19 protein-coding genes are annotated in these 15,989 nt (G+C 52.2%); 11 read left to right on the top strand and 8 right to left on the bottom strand.

All coding sequences use genetic code 11. The features are described 5' to 3' along the window. The 4 genes from IQ254_RS33865 (at position 1) to IQ254_RS23390 (ending at position 3,803) form a co-directional block, all read left to right on the top strand. The gene (locus IQ254_RS33865) at positions 1–96 is read left to right on the top strand and encodes a transposase (RefSeq protein WP_369011301.1); all 96 of its coding nucleotides are present in this window, start codon (positions 1–3) and stop codon (positions 94–96) included. A gap of 143 nt (positions 97–239) precedes the next feature. Then, positions 240–1,397: a glycosyltransferase gene (locus IQ254_RS23380; protein ID WP_193968562.1), complete on the top strand. Its 1,158-nt coding sequence runs from the start codon at positions 240–242 to the stop codon at positions 1,395–1,397. After that, positions 1,397–2,629, top strand: coding sequence for a glycosyltransferase family 4 protein (locus tag IQ254_RS23385; RefSeq protein WP_193968563.1), 1,233 nt, complete (start codon positions 1,397–1,399; stop codon positions 2,627–2,629). The genes IQ254_RS23380 and IQ254_RS23385 overlap by 1 nt, the downstream gene beginning before the upstream one ends. A gap of 10 nt (positions 2,630–2,639) precedes the next feature. Further along, the gene (locus tag IQ254_RS23390) at positions 2,640–3,803 is read left to right on the top strand and encodes a glycosyltransferase family 4 protein (RefSeq protein ID WP_193968564.1); all 1,164 of its coding nucleotides are present in this window, start codon (positions 2,640–2,642) and stop codon (positions 3,801–3,803) included. 30 nt (positions 3,804–3,833) lie between these two features. Here the strand turns inward: IQ254_RS23390 and IQ254_RS23395 are convergent, their stop codons facing one another. Beyond that, positions 3,834–4,550, bottom strand: a complete 717-nt coding sequence (locus tag IQ254_RS23395; RefSeq protein WP_193968565.1) for a TIGR02466 family protein — start codon at positions 4,548–4,550, stop codon at positions 3,834–3,836. A gap of 135 nt (positions 4,551–4,685) precedes the next feature. Here IQ254_RS23395 and IQ254_RS23400 point away from each other — a divergent pair, with 135 nt between their 5' ends. Both IQ254_RS23400 and IQ254_RS23405 read left to right on the top strand, forming a co-directional pair. Then, a complete protein-coding gene (locus IQ254_RS23400; RefSeq protein ID WP_193968566.1) occupies positions 4,686–5,375 on the top strand; it encodes a glycerophosphodiester phosphodiesterase family protein in 690 nt (229 codons plus the stop codon). Positions 5,376–5,592: 217 nt separating this feature from the next. Continuing rightward, the gene (locus IQ254_RS23405) at positions 5,593–6,309 is read left to right on the top strand and encodes a TIGR04283 family arsenosugar biosynthesis glycosyltransferase (RefSeq protein WP_228041022.1); all 717 of its coding nucleotides are present in this window, start codon (positions 5,593–5,595) and stop codon (positions 6,307–6,309) included. 12 nt (positions 6,310–6,321) lie between these two features. On the opposite strand, the gene IQ254_RS23410 is transcribed toward IQ254_RS23405, so the two are convergent. Next, positions 6,322–7,440, bottom strand: a complete 1,119-nt coding sequence (locus IQ254_RS23410) for a geranylgeranyl reductase family protein (protein WP_193968567.1) — start codon at positions 7,438–7,440, stop codon at positions 6,322–6,324. A gap of 210 nt (positions 7,441–7,650) precedes the next feature. Further along, positions 7,651–8,622, bottom strand: coding sequence for a sulfotransferase (locus IQ254_RS23415; protein ID WP_193968568.1), 972 nt, complete (start codon positions 8,620–8,622; stop codon positions 7,651–7,653). Between the two features lie 308 nt (positions 8,623–8,930). Between IQ254_RS23415 and IQ254_RS23420 the strand changes: the two genes are divergently transcribed. The 5 genes from IQ254_RS23420 to IQ254_RS23440 are packed head-to-tail and all read left to right on the top strand — an operon-like array spanning position 8,931 to position 12,521. Then, positions 8,931–9,797, top strand: a complete 867-nt coding sequence (locus IQ254_RS23420) for a DUF4382 domain-containing protein (protein ID WP_193968569.1) — start codon at positions 8,931–8,933, stop codon at positions 9,795–9,797. After that, positions 9,794–10,267, top strand: a complete 474-nt coding sequence (locus IQ254_RS23425) for a carboxypeptidase regulatory-like domain-containing protein (RefSeq protein WP_193968570.1) — start codon at positions 9,794–9,796, stop codon at positions 10,265–10,267. The genes IQ254_RS23420 and IQ254_RS23425 overlap by 4 nt, the downstream gene beginning before the upstream one ends. Further along, positions 10,267–10,911, top strand: a complete 645-nt coding sequence (cbiM, locus tag IQ254_RS23430; RefSeq protein WP_193968571.1) for a cobalt transporter CbiM — start codon at positions 10,267–10,269, stop codon at positions 10,909–10,911. The genes IQ254_RS23425 and cbiM overlap by 1 nt, the downstream gene beginning before the upstream one ends. Positions 10,912–10,917: 6 nt before the next feature. Beyond that, complete coding sequence (gene cbiQ, locus IQ254_RS23435; RefSeq protein ID WP_193968572.1) at positions 10,918–11,715, top strand: cobalt ECF transporter T component CbiQ; 798 nt, start codon at positions 10,918–10,920, stop codon at positions 11,713–11,715. A 14-nt stretch (positions 11,716–11,729) separates the two neighbouring features. Beyond that, the gene (locus tag IQ254_RS23440; protein ID WP_278000359.1) at positions 11,730–12,521 is read left to right on the top strand and encodes an energy-coupling factor ABC transporter ATP-binding protein; all 792 of its coding nucleotides are present in this window, start codon (positions 11,730–11,732) and stop codon (positions 12,519–12,521) included. Between the two features lie 82 nt (positions 12,522–12,603). Here IQ254_RS23440 and folE read toward each other — a convergent pair whose 3' ends face one another. From folE to IQ254_RS23465, 5 genes are all read right to left on the bottom strand, one after another. Further along, on the bottom strand, positions 12,604–13,242 hold the full coding sequence (gene folE, locus IQ254_RS23445) for a GTP cyclohydrolase I FolE (RefSeq protein WP_193968574.1): 639 nt from the start codon (positions 13,240–13,242) through the stop codon (positions 12,604–12,606). Positions 13,243–13,377: 135 nt separating this feature from the next. Then, complete coding sequence (locus tag IQ254_RS23450; protein ID WP_193968575.1) at positions 13,378–14,388, bottom strand: GTP-binding protein; 1,011 nt, start codon at positions 14,386–14,388, stop codon at positions 13,378–13,380. Beyond that, complete coding sequence (locus IQ254_RS23455) at positions 14,385–14,675, bottom strand: DUF1830 domain-containing protein (RefSeq protein WP_193968576.1); 291 nt, start codon at positions 14,673–14,675, stop codon at positions 14,385–14,387. The genes IQ254_RS23450 and IQ254_RS23455 overlap by 4 nt, the downstream gene beginning before the upstream one ends. A gap of 3 nt (positions 14,676–14,678) precedes the next feature. Continuing rightward, a complete protein-coding gene (locus IQ254_RS23460) occupies positions 14,679–15,518 on the bottom strand; it encodes a metal ABC transporter permease (protein ID WP_193968577.1) in 840 nt (279 codons plus the stop codon). Further along, on the bottom strand, positions 15,508–15,989 hold a 482-nt coding region (locus IQ254_RS23465; protein WP_193968578.1), incomplete at its 5' end, for a metal ABC transporter ATP-binding protein. The genes IQ254_RS23465 and IQ254_RS23460, both read right to left, overlap by 11 nt.

Here is a 15,989-nt window from a genome sequence, read left to right on the forward strand (position 1 = left end):
ATCAACAATCGAATTAAGTTGATTAAGCGCCAAGCTTATGGGTTTGTAAACTTTGAGAATTTCCGTAAGCGCTTGCTAGCTTGCTTTTCTGATTAGAAAAACTTATCACCATGCTGCCGGAAGAACCGCTCAAATAGAGTAATATCTAAACTTATGCCTCAGAGTACTAGTGTTTGAAAATTAAACAAACTCAGCAATAAAGCCACAGCTACAGCATCGAATATTTATTATAATGCTTTATGAAATCACTTAGGATCTCTATATTAACGCATGATATTGGTGGAGGAACTTTTACTAATCTCTGTGTTGCTCTGATACGTGGTTTTCAAGAACTTGGGGCGGAGTGTCAGCTAGTTGTTCTCAATACTAGTGAGGAAGAGCTAGCTCGTTATCCGGATCTTACTATAGTTAGCTTAGGTGTGAAGAGAACCTCCTTGTCCCTTCTGCCTACAGTAAGGTATATGAAAGAGTATCAACCCGACATACTGTTTCCTATGCCCTGGTACTTCAATGTTGTAGCAGTTATTGCACGTTTCTTAGCGAACGTTCCAACTAAAGTTATTTTGGGGGAACATAATATTATCAGCATGGAAGCGGGGATTGAACACTTTGATAAGCCCCATCTACGCTTTTTGCCTGTGCTAATGCGCTACATATATCCACACGGTGACGGAATAATTGGTGTATCTAGAGATACTTTAACAGACCTAGTTGATACGCTTCATATCCCTGACGTTATTCCCATGAGGGTAATATTGAACCCAATCAGTCGGGAGCGTGTTGAGCGTCTGGCAAAAGAGCCGATAGATCATCCTTGGTTTCAGACTCAAGGGGTGCCAAAGATTGTTACCGCTGCTCGTTTAGCAAAGCAAAAGCAGTTAGACGGACTCCTACGAGCATTTGCTCAAGTGGTTCAAGTTATGCCTGCTAAACTCATAATTTTGGGAGATGGCCCATTACGAGATAAATTAACTGCTCTTAGCCAAGAATTAGGCATTACTGATTCGGTTTGGATGCCAGGGTATGACAGTAACCCCTATCGATATATGGCGGCGTCAGATGCCTTTGTGCTTGCATCAGCTTGGGAAGGATGCCCCATTGCACTTCAAGAAGCTATGGCTTGCGGGGCACCTGTAGTTGTAACGGATGCTCCTGGGGGTATGAAAGATATTATTGAGTACGGCAAGCATGGTTTGCTAGTGCCAACTGGTAATCCAGAAGCATTAGCTCAAGGGCTTCTTAATATTTTAACCAATTCAGAATTGGGACAGCATTATCGACAAGCATCCCTGGCACGATCGCGGGATTTCCATTATCTGAATACTAGCCGTCAATATCTTGAATTTGGCAAGTTTCTCTTGGATAGCTCTTCTCAATCTAAGGACAGCCTGGCATAATGAAAATTCTTATTTCAGCCTATGCTTGTGAACCTGGGCGAGGAACTGAGCTAGGAGTTGGATGGAATACGGTACGTGAGGTTGCCCGTTACCACGAGGTTTGGGTGCTAACTCGACCTGATGATGGCCGAGAAGCTATTGATGCTGAGTTAGAGCAGAATCCAGTTCCGAATCTGCACTTTGTTTACTTCACCTTACCTATTTGGGGAGGGGGTTGGAAATGGGGACAGGGTGCTTTCCAGGTTCATTACTATCTCTGGCAGATTCAGGCATATTTTGTTGCCCAAAAGCTCCATCGAGAGATTGGCTTTGATGTGGTGCACCATGTCACCTTTGTTAAATATTCTACTCCCAGTTTTCTAGCTCTCTTGCCGATCCCCTTTATTTTTGGCCCTGTAGGTGGTGGTGAAACGGCCCCCGAGCCATTTCACCAAGATTTCAGTCTGAAAGCTAAAATGTATGAATTTTTGAGAGATCTAACTCGCTGGCTAGGCGAGGTTGATCCATTTACGCGTTTAACGGTACGCCGGAGTGCTTTAGTGTGGGCGACCACTGAAGATACGGCCAGGCGACTTGAGGCCATGGGCGGCAAAAATGTCCAGATTCTTTCTCAAGTCGGGTTGCTTTCCGAAGAAGTAGAGCAAATCGGGCAATTTTCTCCTTCTGATCCTGTCTCTCTAAGGTTTCTCAGTGTAGGGAGATTTCTACATTGGAAAGGTTTTCACCTAGGATTGCAGGCATTTTCTAAGGCTGATTTACCCCCTGGAACAGAATATTGGTTGATTGGAAAAGGACCAGAGGAAGCCGTTCTGCGTTCTATGGCAGTTGAATTGGGTATTGCTTCTCAGGTTAAGTTTTTCAATGAAATGCCCCGTACAGATTTAATACATAAGTTGGGTACTTGTTTAGCCCTAGTACATCCTAGCCTGCATGATTCAGGAGCATTTGTCTGCTTAGAAGCTATGGCAGCAGGACGACCAGTCATTTGTCTGGATTTAGGGGGGCCTGCTGTACAGGTAACTGAGGAAACTGGATTTAAGGTCTTAGCAACTAATCCTGAACAGGCAATTGAGAGTATGGCCAGGGCTATGGAGCAGTTAGCAATAGATCCTGAGTTGCGTTCTCGATTAGGAACTGCGGGACAAAACCGTGTGAATGAGAAATTCAACTGGAAGACCAAGGGCAAGTTTCTTGTTGAAGTTTATGAAACGATAATAGTTCCAACGCGATAAGGAGAATCATATGCGAATTTTAGCGGTTCATAACTACTATCAACAGCCTGGCGGTGAAGAGCAGATTTTCAATACAGAAGCCACACTGTTACAGTCCTACGGGCATGAGGTTGTACGCTATACCCTCAATAATGATCAGATCAGTGGTATTAGTTCTCCTTTGCTGGCAAAGAATGCCCTATGGAATGGAGATGTTTATAAAGAGTTACGGTCAATTATTCGTCAAAAGCAGCCTCAGATCGCCCATTTTCACAACACTTTTCCGCTAATTTCTCCAGCCGCTTACTATGCGGCTAAGGACGAGGGTGTAGCTGTTGTGCAAACCTTACATAATTATCGCCTGCTTTGCCCTAATGCCTTGTTTTTCCGCGATGGAAAAGTTTGTGAAGACTGCCTAGGTAAACCCTTTCCTTTGCCTGGTATCATCCATGGGTGCTATCGAGGTAGCCGTAGTGCGAGTGCTATGGTTGCATCAACAGTTGGTTTTCATTCGCTTATAGGCACTTGGAGTAAGGCCGTAGATACTTTCATTGCCTACAGTAAGTTTGCAATGAATAAATTTATTGAAGGTGGCCTGCCGGCTGAAAAATTTGCCTTTAAAACTAATTTTTTACATCCTGCCCCTGAACCAGGAGAGGGTAAGGGAGGCTATGGATTGTTTGTCGGAAGACTATCTGTCGAAAAGGGCTTGGGCGTCATGCTGGATGCTTGGCGTCAATTAGAAAACAAGATTCCGTTGAAGATCCTTGGAGATGGCCCTATGTCAGGTTTAGTCAAGGACGCAATGGAGGAAATGCCTGAAATTGAATGGTTAGGACGTAAACCGCTGGAAGAAGTATATGAAATCCTTGGAGATGCAGCTTTTCTCGTTTTTCCTTCAGAATGGTATGAGACATTTGGTAGGGTTGCGATCGAAGCATTTGCAAAAGGCACGCCGGTAGTTGCCTCAAAAATTGGGGCAATCACTGAGCTAGTTGATCACAAACGTACTGGAATGCACTTTAAGGCTAGTGATTCTTCTGATCTTGCGGCGCAGATCGAGTGGTTGTTGGAACATCCCCAAGAATTACAAGGTATGCGCCAAGAAGCCCGCATTGAATTTGAGAAAAACTTCACGGCTAAGGATAACTATCAGCGTCTAATAGAAATATACAGCTCACTTCAATCAACTTAATTAGATTTTTAGAGGAAGTGAGCCTCAGGGTTATGAGGATCTATGGTTTCCAAATCGTCGCCAGTGGGTTGGCGGTGGCATCAGAAATTCGTAGGCCCCGGCAGCGTGACCAGGAGCAGCGGTTAGCACGATATCGAAAGACAGCGATATACGCAGGTCTTCGGTATGGTTAGGCGTTACACCATGACGCTGTTTAGCAGGAAAAATTATCAGTCTTCCTTCGGTAGGCAGATAGAGGGCTTGGTCCTGGTTGAGGTAGTTCCAAGTGGCGACAATATCGGTATTCTCGCTACCTAATCCGGGGCTGACTTCGTTCGGACGGGCATCGTCAAAAAAGGTGAGACAGCCTGCCGCATCGCTGCCCGACTCAGGTACGGCAACGTAGTATACGGCGCTGACGTGGGCGGTATTATGACTGTGGGGGCCAACCTCTTGCTGGGGTCGCGACACCACGGGCCATGCCCGCTGAATGTAGCAATCTACCTGACTTAAATCTAGACCCAACTCGGTGAGGTAGTTAATTACGTGGCTTTCGACCTGGCTGACAAGCCAGCTAAAGCGAGGATCGGTATGGATGCGCTCAACCCCATGGAGGTCTCCCGTCCAGGCCATTTCGGGGAAGTTGCGAGGCTCACTGCCACTGGCTTCGAGGTCAAGGATAGCTTTAGTGAGGGCCGCCTTGTGCAGGGCCGAGTCAGATAGGTCGTGGTAGTAAACGGCGAGGGGAAACCAAGTATCGAGAGGCATGGGTAAGGGGTTGGCGGGAATGGGGGCGAAGCCGTACTGTTGGGTATTGATACGGTCAGGTAATATCGCCAGATGTCAAGGTGGAAAAATCGGTTTAGAACATTGCTCAGCTTAGCAGGGTAGACGAGGTCAGCGATGGAGTGGATAACGAATCGACCCATTGCCCACCGTGGTCTGCACCGGGGCAGAACAGTACCAGAGAATTCGCTGGCGGCGTTTGAGGCTGCGATCGCAACCAACCACCCGATCGAGCTCGATGTGCAGTTGCTGGCCGATGGCCATCTGGCGGTATTTCACGATCGCGACCTCAGGCGACTGACGGGTAAAAAGGCTCGCCTTGCCGATCAAACCCTAGACAGTCTAAAACGATACCGTCTATACGACACCGATCAGACTATTCCTTCGCTGGCTGAGGTATTGGCCTGCATTGATGGACGGGTACCGCTGCTGATCGAAATCAAAAATGAAAAGCAGGTCGGCCCCCCAGAGCAGGCATTGCTAAAGACTTTGGTAGGCTATCAGGGCGAGTTAGCGGTGCAGTCATTCAACCCGCGATCGCTCCAGTGGCTGAAGCGCCATGCTCCAGAAATTATGCGCGGTCAACTGGCGAGTAAGCCCCAAAAATTCTTGCGCAGTCACCTACTGCTGACCTGGGCTAGCCGACCTCATTTCATTGCTTATAATGTCAAGGCTTTGCCCACCCTATCGACTACCTTGGCTCGCCATTACTTTAATTGTCCCCTACTGGCTTGGACGGTGCGCAGCCAGACTGACTGCGCAAAAGCCCACCAATATGCTGATAACTACATTTTTGACCCATTTTGAGCCAGGTTATCGCTTATCGTTCAGTCAACGTTAAGTTGCTCCTCATCTGCGATGGGGGATAGGTTAGGTAAATTATCGAGATGCTGAACGGTATTTCGATATGCCCCTGCCCATCGAAGGTCTATGGAACATGACCAGACGCCAGGCCCAGTTGGCGCAAGCTGTACGTGCAATACCTGATCTGTGGGCCCGAGGCTCAGATCAAGGCCAATCGCTGATGGCCGCTCAAATGCTCCCAGCCCGGCATCATGATCTAATTTCTATCGTTATTCCCACTCTCAATGAGGCCAGTAACCTACCTCAGGTACTCGCCACGATTCCGGCTGTCGCCTCGCTAGAGGTGATTGTGGTCGATGGCGGCAGCTCAGACGGTACCCAGGCCATCGCCACAGCCTGGGGAGCTAGGACGGTGGCATCGCTCCCGGGTCGAGCGCACCAGATGAACCAGGGAGCTGCCCTGGCTAAGGGATCTGTGCTGCTATTTCTCCACGCCGACACTCGCTTGCCCCATGGGTTTGAACCGATCATTCATCAAACCTTGGCCCAGCCGGAGGTCGTAGCTGGAGCCTTTGAACTAGCGATCGATAGCTCCCGGCGGGCGTTACGCTGGGTGGAATGGGGCGTGAATTTGCGATCGCGCCATTTTTGCATGCCCTACGGTGACCAGGCTATTTTTATCAAAGCCGATGTGTTTCGCCGCCTGGGCGGGTTTCCAGATCTGCCCATGATGGAAGACTTTGAGCTAGTACGGCAGCTATGCAAACTGGGGAAGATTGCGATCGCCCCGGCCCAGGTCTTGACGAGCGATCGCCGCTGGCGCAGCCTTGGCATTCTCCGCACTACCCTGGTTAACCAGATAGTGATCGCCGCCTACCTGCTCGGTGTCGATCCCCACACCCTAGCTCGGTGGTACTGCCATCTCGGTAAACCCTGAAACTATCTGCACCTACCCCGACAGCAGACCGCCGCTCAGCCGCTTCATCACCCGACTGGCGATATCGGCGTAGCGCACCTCCCCAGCCAAAATTTGCCCTAGGCGATTGGTCGCGGTGGGTCGCTTAATGCCCACCCGGTAGCCCAAACCTGGCACCCGAAAGAACAGCCCTGAGATGCGCTTAGCCCAGGGCATATCTTCACCCCAAGTATTGTGGATGGTGGCGGTGTAGTTGGCCAGGGCATCTAGGCTCCCCCCCAAGGCCGCATGGATCGCCTCTGCAGCCCGCACCCCGCTCACCATGCCTGGGCGAATGCCCTCTGCACTGAGCGGATCGACAATAGCGGCCGCTTCACCCACCAGTAAGGCTCGGTGGGTATGTAGTGGATGGTTGCCATCCCACAGCTTCAGCGGATGGCTGTGGAAAGCACCTTGACTCAGACTGACGCCAAAGGACTGGCTGTACTTTGCTAGTACCTTGCGATAGTCGGTAGCCCCCTGCCCCAAAAACGTAGCCGCTCCAATAGAGTAGCTTTCACCCTTAGGGAAGTTCCACGCACAGCCCTGCTTGACCAGGCCAAACTCAAAATTAATGGCGCAGTCGTCCCCCACTGGCGCGGGTACCTCCAGCACGCTAGCCGATCGCAGTGCCAAGTTGGGAAAGCCCAACCACTGCGCCATCGGGCCCTGGGCCCCGTCTGCTGCCACCAAATAGGCTGCTTCAAGTACCTCACCGGCCGTGATCACCCGCCAATAGTCGCCCTTATTCTCAATGGCACTAACGGCCGTATTGTCTTTTAGCAGCGCTCCCTGGTTCTGAGCCTGCTGCACTAAGAACTGGTCAAATACCTCTCGCTTGACCATCCAAATCGGGTCAGCGGTGGTGAGTTCGGCCTCGATCGGGTCGCCTAGCTTGTAGGTATAGCGCACGCGACGCATCGTGCGATCGATCGCAGGGGTGAAATCAAAGTCAAAATACTCAGCCACGCTGGGCGAAACAGCCCCGCTACAGGGCTTGTAACGGGGCAGAGTCTGCTTCTCTACCAACAGCACACTATGCCCCTGCTTGGCTAGATGGTAGGCCGTTGCCGCCCCAGCTGGGCCAGCACCAACCACAATACAGTCATACATCGTTAGCAGCCACACCCCTATGTATTGGTCTATCAAAAATGTCTCAAAACTACCTCACTGAAGAGAGTGAATAAGAAAGGCTCATGTCACTTCAACAGCCTTTAATACTTAGTCAGATACTAAATTATGAGACATCAAGAGCATCTTACTCACGGCATCCTCTATAGATAATAATAGAATCGAGCTGATCTTGCCCAGCATAATTCTGCACTAGTCTTGAGTGGCTACTTCTATGGTATTATCGCCGGATTCTGCCCCATCATCGAGTAGGTATTGAAAACGAGTGCCCTTCAAGATTTGCTCAATATCTCGATAGTTTTCGATTTTGTCGGCGTAAGAGCCTTTGGCCATTTTTACGAGACTACTCTTAAATTCAACCACTTCCGACTCAACTTCAAAAAAATCAAGCACTTTGGCCAAAACTTCATTTTTGTCAACACAGAGATCGGCGTAGGAGATCTCAATACTATGATTGGGCAGCATAGCGAGGAAGGCTCTGAAAGTCCTTAACTTGAAATCAAGAAAAGTTAGCTCAGTCATCAAATTTTTTGGATGTAGATAAATTTTATCTAGTTTGACCTCCTGACTAGCATGAGCCAGCTGATTTTTTTGCATGTTCTTTTTTGACAAAACAATATCAAGAAAGTTTTCTCGAACCAGGTGAATAAGTTTATAGTTTTGCTTAATTAATGGATAAATAACTTCAGGGCGTTTGACGAGCTGGTCGTACATCACCTTGTAGCCGATGTATTCATAGTCTCCAGGATACTCATCGAAGAAACGATTCATGTACTCCAATAAGATCCAGGGTCGCCATCCACCCTTTGCCTGACGGTAGTCAAAATATCGCAACATATTTGGGTCTCTGCGTTTGTCAGGAGTACGGTATAGCAGCATTTCATCAAAGCATCGAATGCCAGGATGATTGTTCAATAGCTTAACTAACCAGGTAGAACCGCTCCGTTGGGTGGTAATAATGCAAAACTTCTGTCTCTGATCTATGCCCATAGATATAACCTTATTATTTTCTTTAATATCTTTAGCCGGATTTAATGCCCTTAACCAGAAAAGTTCTATCCAACGATTTGACGTATTTGGTTTGATGATAGCTGCCGGGCGTTGCGTTAGTACACACTTCCTATCATATGAATCTGCCGAGCTGTTAAGGAGACCTGACAGCACTAGCCCATGCCCCAAGTCAAGGCGATAGGTCGTATCCTCCAGCTAGATTACACCTGAGTGCTGACCACCAATCACCCTAGATTAACAATCTGCTCAGGAATCAACCCGAAAAGATGGGGGCCATTGGGGCTATTTGCTGCTGTTAGAGGATGCGATCGCAAAAATAAGTGCCCCCCCCGGGTATTGAAGTTTCGAGGCACTCGGGGTTAAGTAAACATGTTGGGTCATACGTCTAAAGCACCTCGCCGTAGGTTAATGCGGCGGCATCACCCAACCCTGCTCCGAGATTAGCTATTTGCTTAGGTATTATGCAACGCAACACATTCAAGCTGGCGGCCGTGGGAGTACTGGGCAGCGTGACCTTGGTTATGCTGCCCGGCTGTGGCAGCTCTAGCCCTACGGCTACTGCCCCCGAGACGGCTGCACCGGCCAGTGCCAATGGCAAAACCGGTACCCTGCTGATTCGGGCCAACGGCGAAGACTTCGTCCGCGAAGGGTTCACTACTAAAGATGGTTGGGAGATCAGCTTCGATCACGTTTATGTGTCGCTGGCCGATATCACCGCCGCCCAGACAGACCCACCCTTTGAGCCTGAGGCTGGGGGTAAACTAGAGGCCCAAACTGAGGTCAAGGCTGTGGGGCCCGAGGTCATAGACTTGGCCGAGGGCGATGCCGCCGCTGACCCGATTGCCGTTACCGCGATCGAGGCCCCTCCAGGGCACTTCAATGCACTGGCCTGGCGCATGGTACCCGCTGAGTCGGGGCCTTCAGTCGGCTCCTCGATCTGGATGCAAGGCACCGCGACCAAAGATGGCAGCACCATTCCGTTTACGATTAAGGTAAATGAAGAGCTGGCGTTTACCTGCGGTGATTTCGTCGGCGATGAACGCAAGGGCATTCTTGCCGCTGGTGACCAGGCTGATTTAGAGGCCACTTTTCACTTTGATCACCTATTTGGCGATGGCAGTGCCCCTGCCGACGATGGTATCAACACCGGAGCCTTAGGCTTTGATCCGATAGCTGGCCTGGCCCAAAACAATGTTGTCGATGTCGATAGTGCCGCCCTACAGGCGAGGTTATCTGAGACAGACTACACGACGTTTTTAGCAATTTTGCCTAGCCTCGGCCATGTAGGCGAAGGCCACTGTCAAGAAATGAATCTGACTGCCCTATGAAACAGCATCTAATTTGGCTGTTGGCCCTGGGGCTAGGGGGCTGGGGCCTGCCAGTTTTAGCCCATGGTCTGACAGTAGAATACCGCCAGGTCAGTAGGGTGGAAATAGAAGCCCGATTTGAGACTGGCGAGCCGATGGCCAATGCCCAGGTGTTGGTATATGCCCCCAATAACCCTACTGTGGCTTGGCAGAATGGCAATACTGATGACCAGGGGCGCTTTAGCTTTACCCCGGACACGGCTCAACCGGGCAATTGGGAAGTCATGGTGCGTCAGGCCGGACACGGCGATCTGACTACCATTCCTGTGGGGGCATCGGCTGCAGCCGACAGTGCTGACGTCGAAGTGGCCGCGAATTCTTTAATCTCTCCTAGTACTGGCCTGTCGCCAATACAAAGAGGCCTTACTATTGGCTCTGTCATTTGGGGCTGTATTGGCACCGCTCTATTTTTCGCCCGAGGCAAGCGCTAGTGCATATCCCCGATGGAATTTTACCAGCCCAGGTCTGTGCGGCGGGCTATGCTATTACGGGCCTGACCACCTGGTATTCTCTGCGGCAGATCAACCGTAAACCTGACCCGACGGCTGAAATTCCCAAGGCTTCTCTACTGACGGCAGCATTTTTTGTGGCGTCGTCAATTTATATTCCGGTGCCGCCCGCTAGTGTGCATCTCATTTTGAACGGTTTGCTCGGGGTGGTGCTGGGATACTTTGCGTTTCCGGCGATTCTAATTGGGCTGTTCTTTCAGGCATTGGTAATTGGCCACGGTGGCCTCACTACCCTGGGGGTCAATGCGGCGATGATGGGGATTCCGGCGCTATTGGCTTACCACATCTTTCAGCTGCGCCATGTCTTGGGTAAGCCATTGCCTGAACCAGCTCGCACGGGCCTGTTTGCGTTTTTGGGTGGGGCGGTGGGGTTGGGGTTGGCGGCGCTAATTTTTCTGGCGCTGATTATTTTCAATATCCCAGCCGAACTGAATGCAGAGGCCGAGCGGGCGGCGGTGCTAGCCCTGTCGGTAGGGCATGTGCCTTTGGCCATCGTTGAAGGGGTGTTTACGGCCATGTTAGTGCTGTTTTTGCAACGGGTAAAGCCCGAGTTATTAGAGGGGTAGTTTGCCATGGGAGCGGCTAGTTTTGATACTTACGTGTACCGAGAATCGATGCTACATCAGTGGTCGCCACGGCTGAAGCTGGTGAGCCTGGCGGTGCTAATGTTTGCCTTTGCCACGGTGCGACAGCTGGCGCTGGTGCCGTGGATGCTGGGTATAGCAGCCTTGCTCTACGGTCTCTCAGGACTACCGCTGACGTTTTTGTGGCAGCGGCTGAGCTATCCAGGCCTGTTTATTTTGGCGCTGGTGCTGGTGCTGCCGTTTACAGTGGGCGATACGGTGGTAAGCCAGTGGGGTTGGCTGGCGCTGCGCCAGGAGGGGCTACTGGCGACGCTGCTGATTGTGGGTCGATTCTTGTCGATTTTGACCCTGGGATTTATTTTGCTGGGGACAACCCCGTTTTTGACCTTGTTGCAGGCGATGCGATCGCTGGGGTTGCCCACTATTTTGGCGGATATGACGCTGTTGTCGTACCGCTATTTGTTTGAAATTGCGGCCATGCTGGCGACCATGCAGCAGTCGATGCGGCTGCGGGGGTTTGGCCAAACGCGGCAGCGCTGGCTACGGGTGAACAGCCAGACGATGCAGCAGCTGGCGATGCTGGCCGGGAATTTGCTGATTCGCAGCTATGAGCAGTCGGAGCGGGTCTACAAGGCCATGCGACTGCGGGGTTATGGCTATGGGGTAAAGCCTACCCGCGAGCAATCTCTGCCCCGTCAGCCCTCGGCACTGAGCTGGGGTCTGACGGGGGCAGTGGTCGCGGCAGCGGTAGGGCTGATAGTAGCCGAAGGTTTTTTGCGCCAGTGATAGACTCAACCATGATGAATTCCATCTCGACCGGGTTTGACCCGGTAAATGCAGCCTACGGGCACAGGCAAACAGCGATCGCAGCCCGAGACCTTGCCTTTGGCTATCCCGATCAGTCCGAGGTGCTGGGCGGCATTTCGCTGGCGGTGCAAGCGGGCGATCGCGTCGGCATTATCGGCCACAATGGCTGTGGCAAGACTACATTGTTTATGCTGCTGTGCGGCGTGCTGACCCCAGCGGCGGGCGATATTTTGCTGTTTGGCGATCCCCTGCAACCGGGTCAGTTTCGCCCTGAGGTGGGGCTGCTATTTCAGGACCCCGACGATCAGCTCTTTTCGGCCTCGGTGCGCGATGATATTGCCTTTGGCCCACAAAATATGGGCTTTGACCCCGAAGAGGTGGCCGCGCGGGTAGCCCAGGCGGCGGATATGGCGGGGATCACTCACCTGCTCGATCGCATGCCCCACCACCTCTCGGGCGGTGAAAAACAGATGGTGGCGATCGCCGGTCTGCTGGCCATGACCCCGCAGATCATTCTCTACGACGAGCCCACCGCCAGCCTCGACCTGCGTACCCGCCGCCGCCTGATTCGCTTTTTGCAAAACTCCACCGAAACCGTGCTGATCTCCTCCCACGATCTGGAGTTTGTGCTTGAGGTGTGCGATCGCGTCATTCTGATTGACGAAGGCCACATCATCGCCGACGGCGATCCCCGCGAAATCATGGGCGACCAGGCATTGATGGAAGCCCACGGTCTGGAGAAACCGCACTCGCTGATTCCCCATGGGGAGCCTCATCATGGGTAGGGGAGTGGGGGAGTGGGGGAGTGTGAAGAATTGAGATTTGACCTTACCCCATCACCCCATCACCCTGTCACTCCGTCACTCTCTAGTGGAAACTCGGACTATGGCGAATCAAGCTCATGAACTCCTGCCGAGTTTTGGGGTCTTCGGCAAAGACGCCGCGCATGGCGCTGGTGGTGGTCCAGGATCCGGGCTTTTGGACGCCGCGCATGACCATGCACATGTGGCTCGCTTCGACGACAACGGCAACGCCTTGGGGCTTCAGCAACCCTTCCAGGGCATCGGCGATTTGGGCGGTGAGCCGTTCCTGGACTTGTAGCCGCCGGGCGTACATCTCGCAGATGCGGGCAATTTTGGACAGGCCGATCACTTTGCCGTCGGGAACGTAGGCGACATGGGCGCGCCCCAGAATCGGGAGGATGTGATGCTCGCAGGAGCTGAACAGATCGATGTCGCGCACCAGCACCATTTCGTTGGCGTTTTCGTGAAAGACGGCTCCATTGAGCAGCTCATCCAGGGATTGGTGATAGCCGGAGGTGAGAAACTTGAGGGCTTTGACGACTCGCTTGGGGGTATCGACTAGCCCTTCGCGATCGGGGTCTTCGCCCAGACCAAGCAGCAGGGTACGGACGGCCTGCTCCATTTCCTGGTCGGAGACAGGGGGCTCAGCTTTGGTTTTAGGGATACTTGAGCGAAACTCGTCACGAGAAATGGATAAGGTCATGGATGAATCCTAACTACGGTAGAAAGTGGGGGAAACAGAGGCTTTCCCCCGTGGGTGGAACACGCCTTTGGGGCACGGACATTGGGTCACTCCGGCGATGCCAGAGGGAACCCAAGCAGGGTTGGCCATCTCTCGCTAGGACAACAGAGAGACTCGGTTACCGGCCAAACAATTGGTGAGTTGTTGGTGCAGTTGCAATGGGTTCAACTGGCGACCAATGAAAATGAGTTGATTTTGCGGTGAGGTGGTCCAGGGTTCGGGGATAATGCTGCACCGTTTGCCGCTGAGCTGAAAGATGTGGCGCTGGTCCTCTCCCTCAAACCAGAGAATGCCTTTAGCCCGGAACACATCAATGGGCATTTGAGCCATCAAGAAAAGCTCGAACTTGTCTACCTGAAAGGGTCGGTTGCTCTTAAAAGGCACCGAAACAAAGCCATCCTGAGCCAGATGGGGAGATTTTCCAGGGAGTTCCTGAAATTCAGCTGCTTCAGGCAACTGAGCCGGGGGCTCTGCCAAGCCCACATCCAGCAAGGCCGACAGGGGCAAGCGATCGCCCTGTGCCGTTAGGGAACACCGCAGAGATCTGGCCTGCTCCTTGATGTTTTGAATGTAGGATTCCAACCAGGTCAACTTGGCTTCCGATACTAAATCCGCTTTGTTCAGCAAAATGATGTCGCCGTAGCGGAGTTGGCTGAGGGCCACCTCACTCCTGAAATGCTCCTCCGTAAAAGCTTCCGAGTCCACGACTGTAATCACAGAATCTAGGTGAGTGAAGGCTTTCAGCTCCGTGCTCAGAAACGTCAACATGATGGGCAAGGGGTCGGCCAATCCCGTGGTTTCGACCACCAGATAGTCCATCCGCTCCTCCCGCTCCAACACCGCGTACACCGCATCCACCAGGCTGTCGTTGATGGTGCAGCAGATGCAGCCGTTGCTCAGCTCGACCATGTTTTCTTCCACCGACACCAGCAGTTGGCTGTCGATGTTGATGTCGCCAAACTCATTCACCAGCACTGCCACCTTCAAGTCCTGGCGATTGGTCAGGATGTGGTTCAACAGAGTAGTTTTGCCGCTGCCTAAAAATCCCGTAATCAGAGTTACCGGCATTCCCCGTTTGGGAATCAGTTCTGATAATGCAGTTGTCATTGCATCGACCTCACAACTGGGGATGAAATTGGTGTCGCGATCTGCAAGCGATCGCAGGGAATCTGATCGGTCAGCAATGTTGTGATGCCGTTACCGCTATAGATTTCGAGTTTTGCTTCTGCAACCGCCTCGAAAAGGAGCACATCGTCAGGAAAGATAACGCGCTCGAAATACCAGTGGGGAATGTTGGAAATTCGAGCAATCTGCAAATCGGATGACGGGTTGCGATAGCTGCACAGGATTTTGTTTGACTGTTGGGTTGGCAGGGCATCGAGGATCTGAGTCATGGTTCAGGGAGCCAAAACGCGGGCCTTGGGAATCAGAATGGCCAACAGAAACATGGCCAGTTGAACGGTGACAATGCTGGGACCGGAAGGTAAATCGAAAAGGGCGGACAGGAGCATGCCGAAAACCGCACTCAGAGCTCCCAGGCAAGCGGAGATGAGAATGTAATGAGAAAAGTTACGGCTGAGCAGGCGGGCAGCGCAGGCCGGAATCACCACAAAGGCACTGATCAGTAAGACGCCGATCGCTTTGATGGAAATGCCGACGACCAGAGAGAGCAACACAATGAAGGCGGTGCGCTGGGCCGAGACGTTGACGCCGCGGGCGATCGCCATTGGTTCATTCAGGGTCATGAGAATTTGCGATCGCAGCGTCAGGCCAATGAACCCAGCGCACACCGCTAACAACAGGGCACCGAAGACCAGATCAGCGGTTTGTACCGCCAGAATGTCGCCAAAGAGTATGTTACTGATGCCTCCCTGATACTCATCCCGAAAGCTGAGCAAAATAATGCCCACCGCTAGAGAGGACGAATAAATGATGTTCAATAGAGCATCGGTCCAGAGCTGAGTGCGTTCCAGAAAATAGGTCACCACCAAGGCAAACACCACCGCAAAGGGCAGCAGCACCCAGGATGGATTGAAGCCCAGCAGCAGCCCAATGCTGATGCCCAGCAGGGCAGAATGGCCCAGGGCATCACTAAAAAAGGAAAGCTGCCGCAGAATCGTAAAGCTCCCTAGCAGGCCGCCCATCAGCCCGGTCAACACGCCACCCATGAGTGCCCGCTGCATAAAGGGCAGTTGAAACAGACCGATAACGCGGGTGAGTTCAGTTTCAATGGTCATGGTGATGAGGCTGACAGGTGTGGTGATAGCGAACGAACTCTGACCCATAAGCCAAAGACAATTGCTCAGGAGCCAGGGCATGGTCGGGAGGTCCCTGGCATAGCAGTCGCCGGTTTATGCAGAGGACGCGATCGCAGTTGCGACGCACCATATCCAGGTCGTGGGAAATCTGTAAAATCGCCCAACCCTGTTCCTGCTTCAGTTGATAAAGCAACTGATAAAAATCAGATTCGCTGCGCACATCCAGCCCGGCTGGGGCTTCATCCAAAATCAACAGGGAGCGGGGCCGCACCAGGCAGTAGGCCAGCAGCACCCGTTTGGCTTCTCCACCCGATAAGCTACTGACCAGCTGATCGCGCAGATGCCAGGCCTCCACCTGCGTCAACGCATCCCGCACGGCGCGATAGCGCGATCGCCCGCCCGCCCAGGGCAGTTGCACCCAGCCGATGCCGGGGTGAGTATCCAGAATGC

The organism is Nodosilinea sp. LEGE 07088 (assembly GCF_015207395.1).
Classification (GTDB): Bacteria; Cyanobacteriota; Cyanobacteriia; order Phormidesmidales; family Phormidesmidaceae; genus Nodosilinea.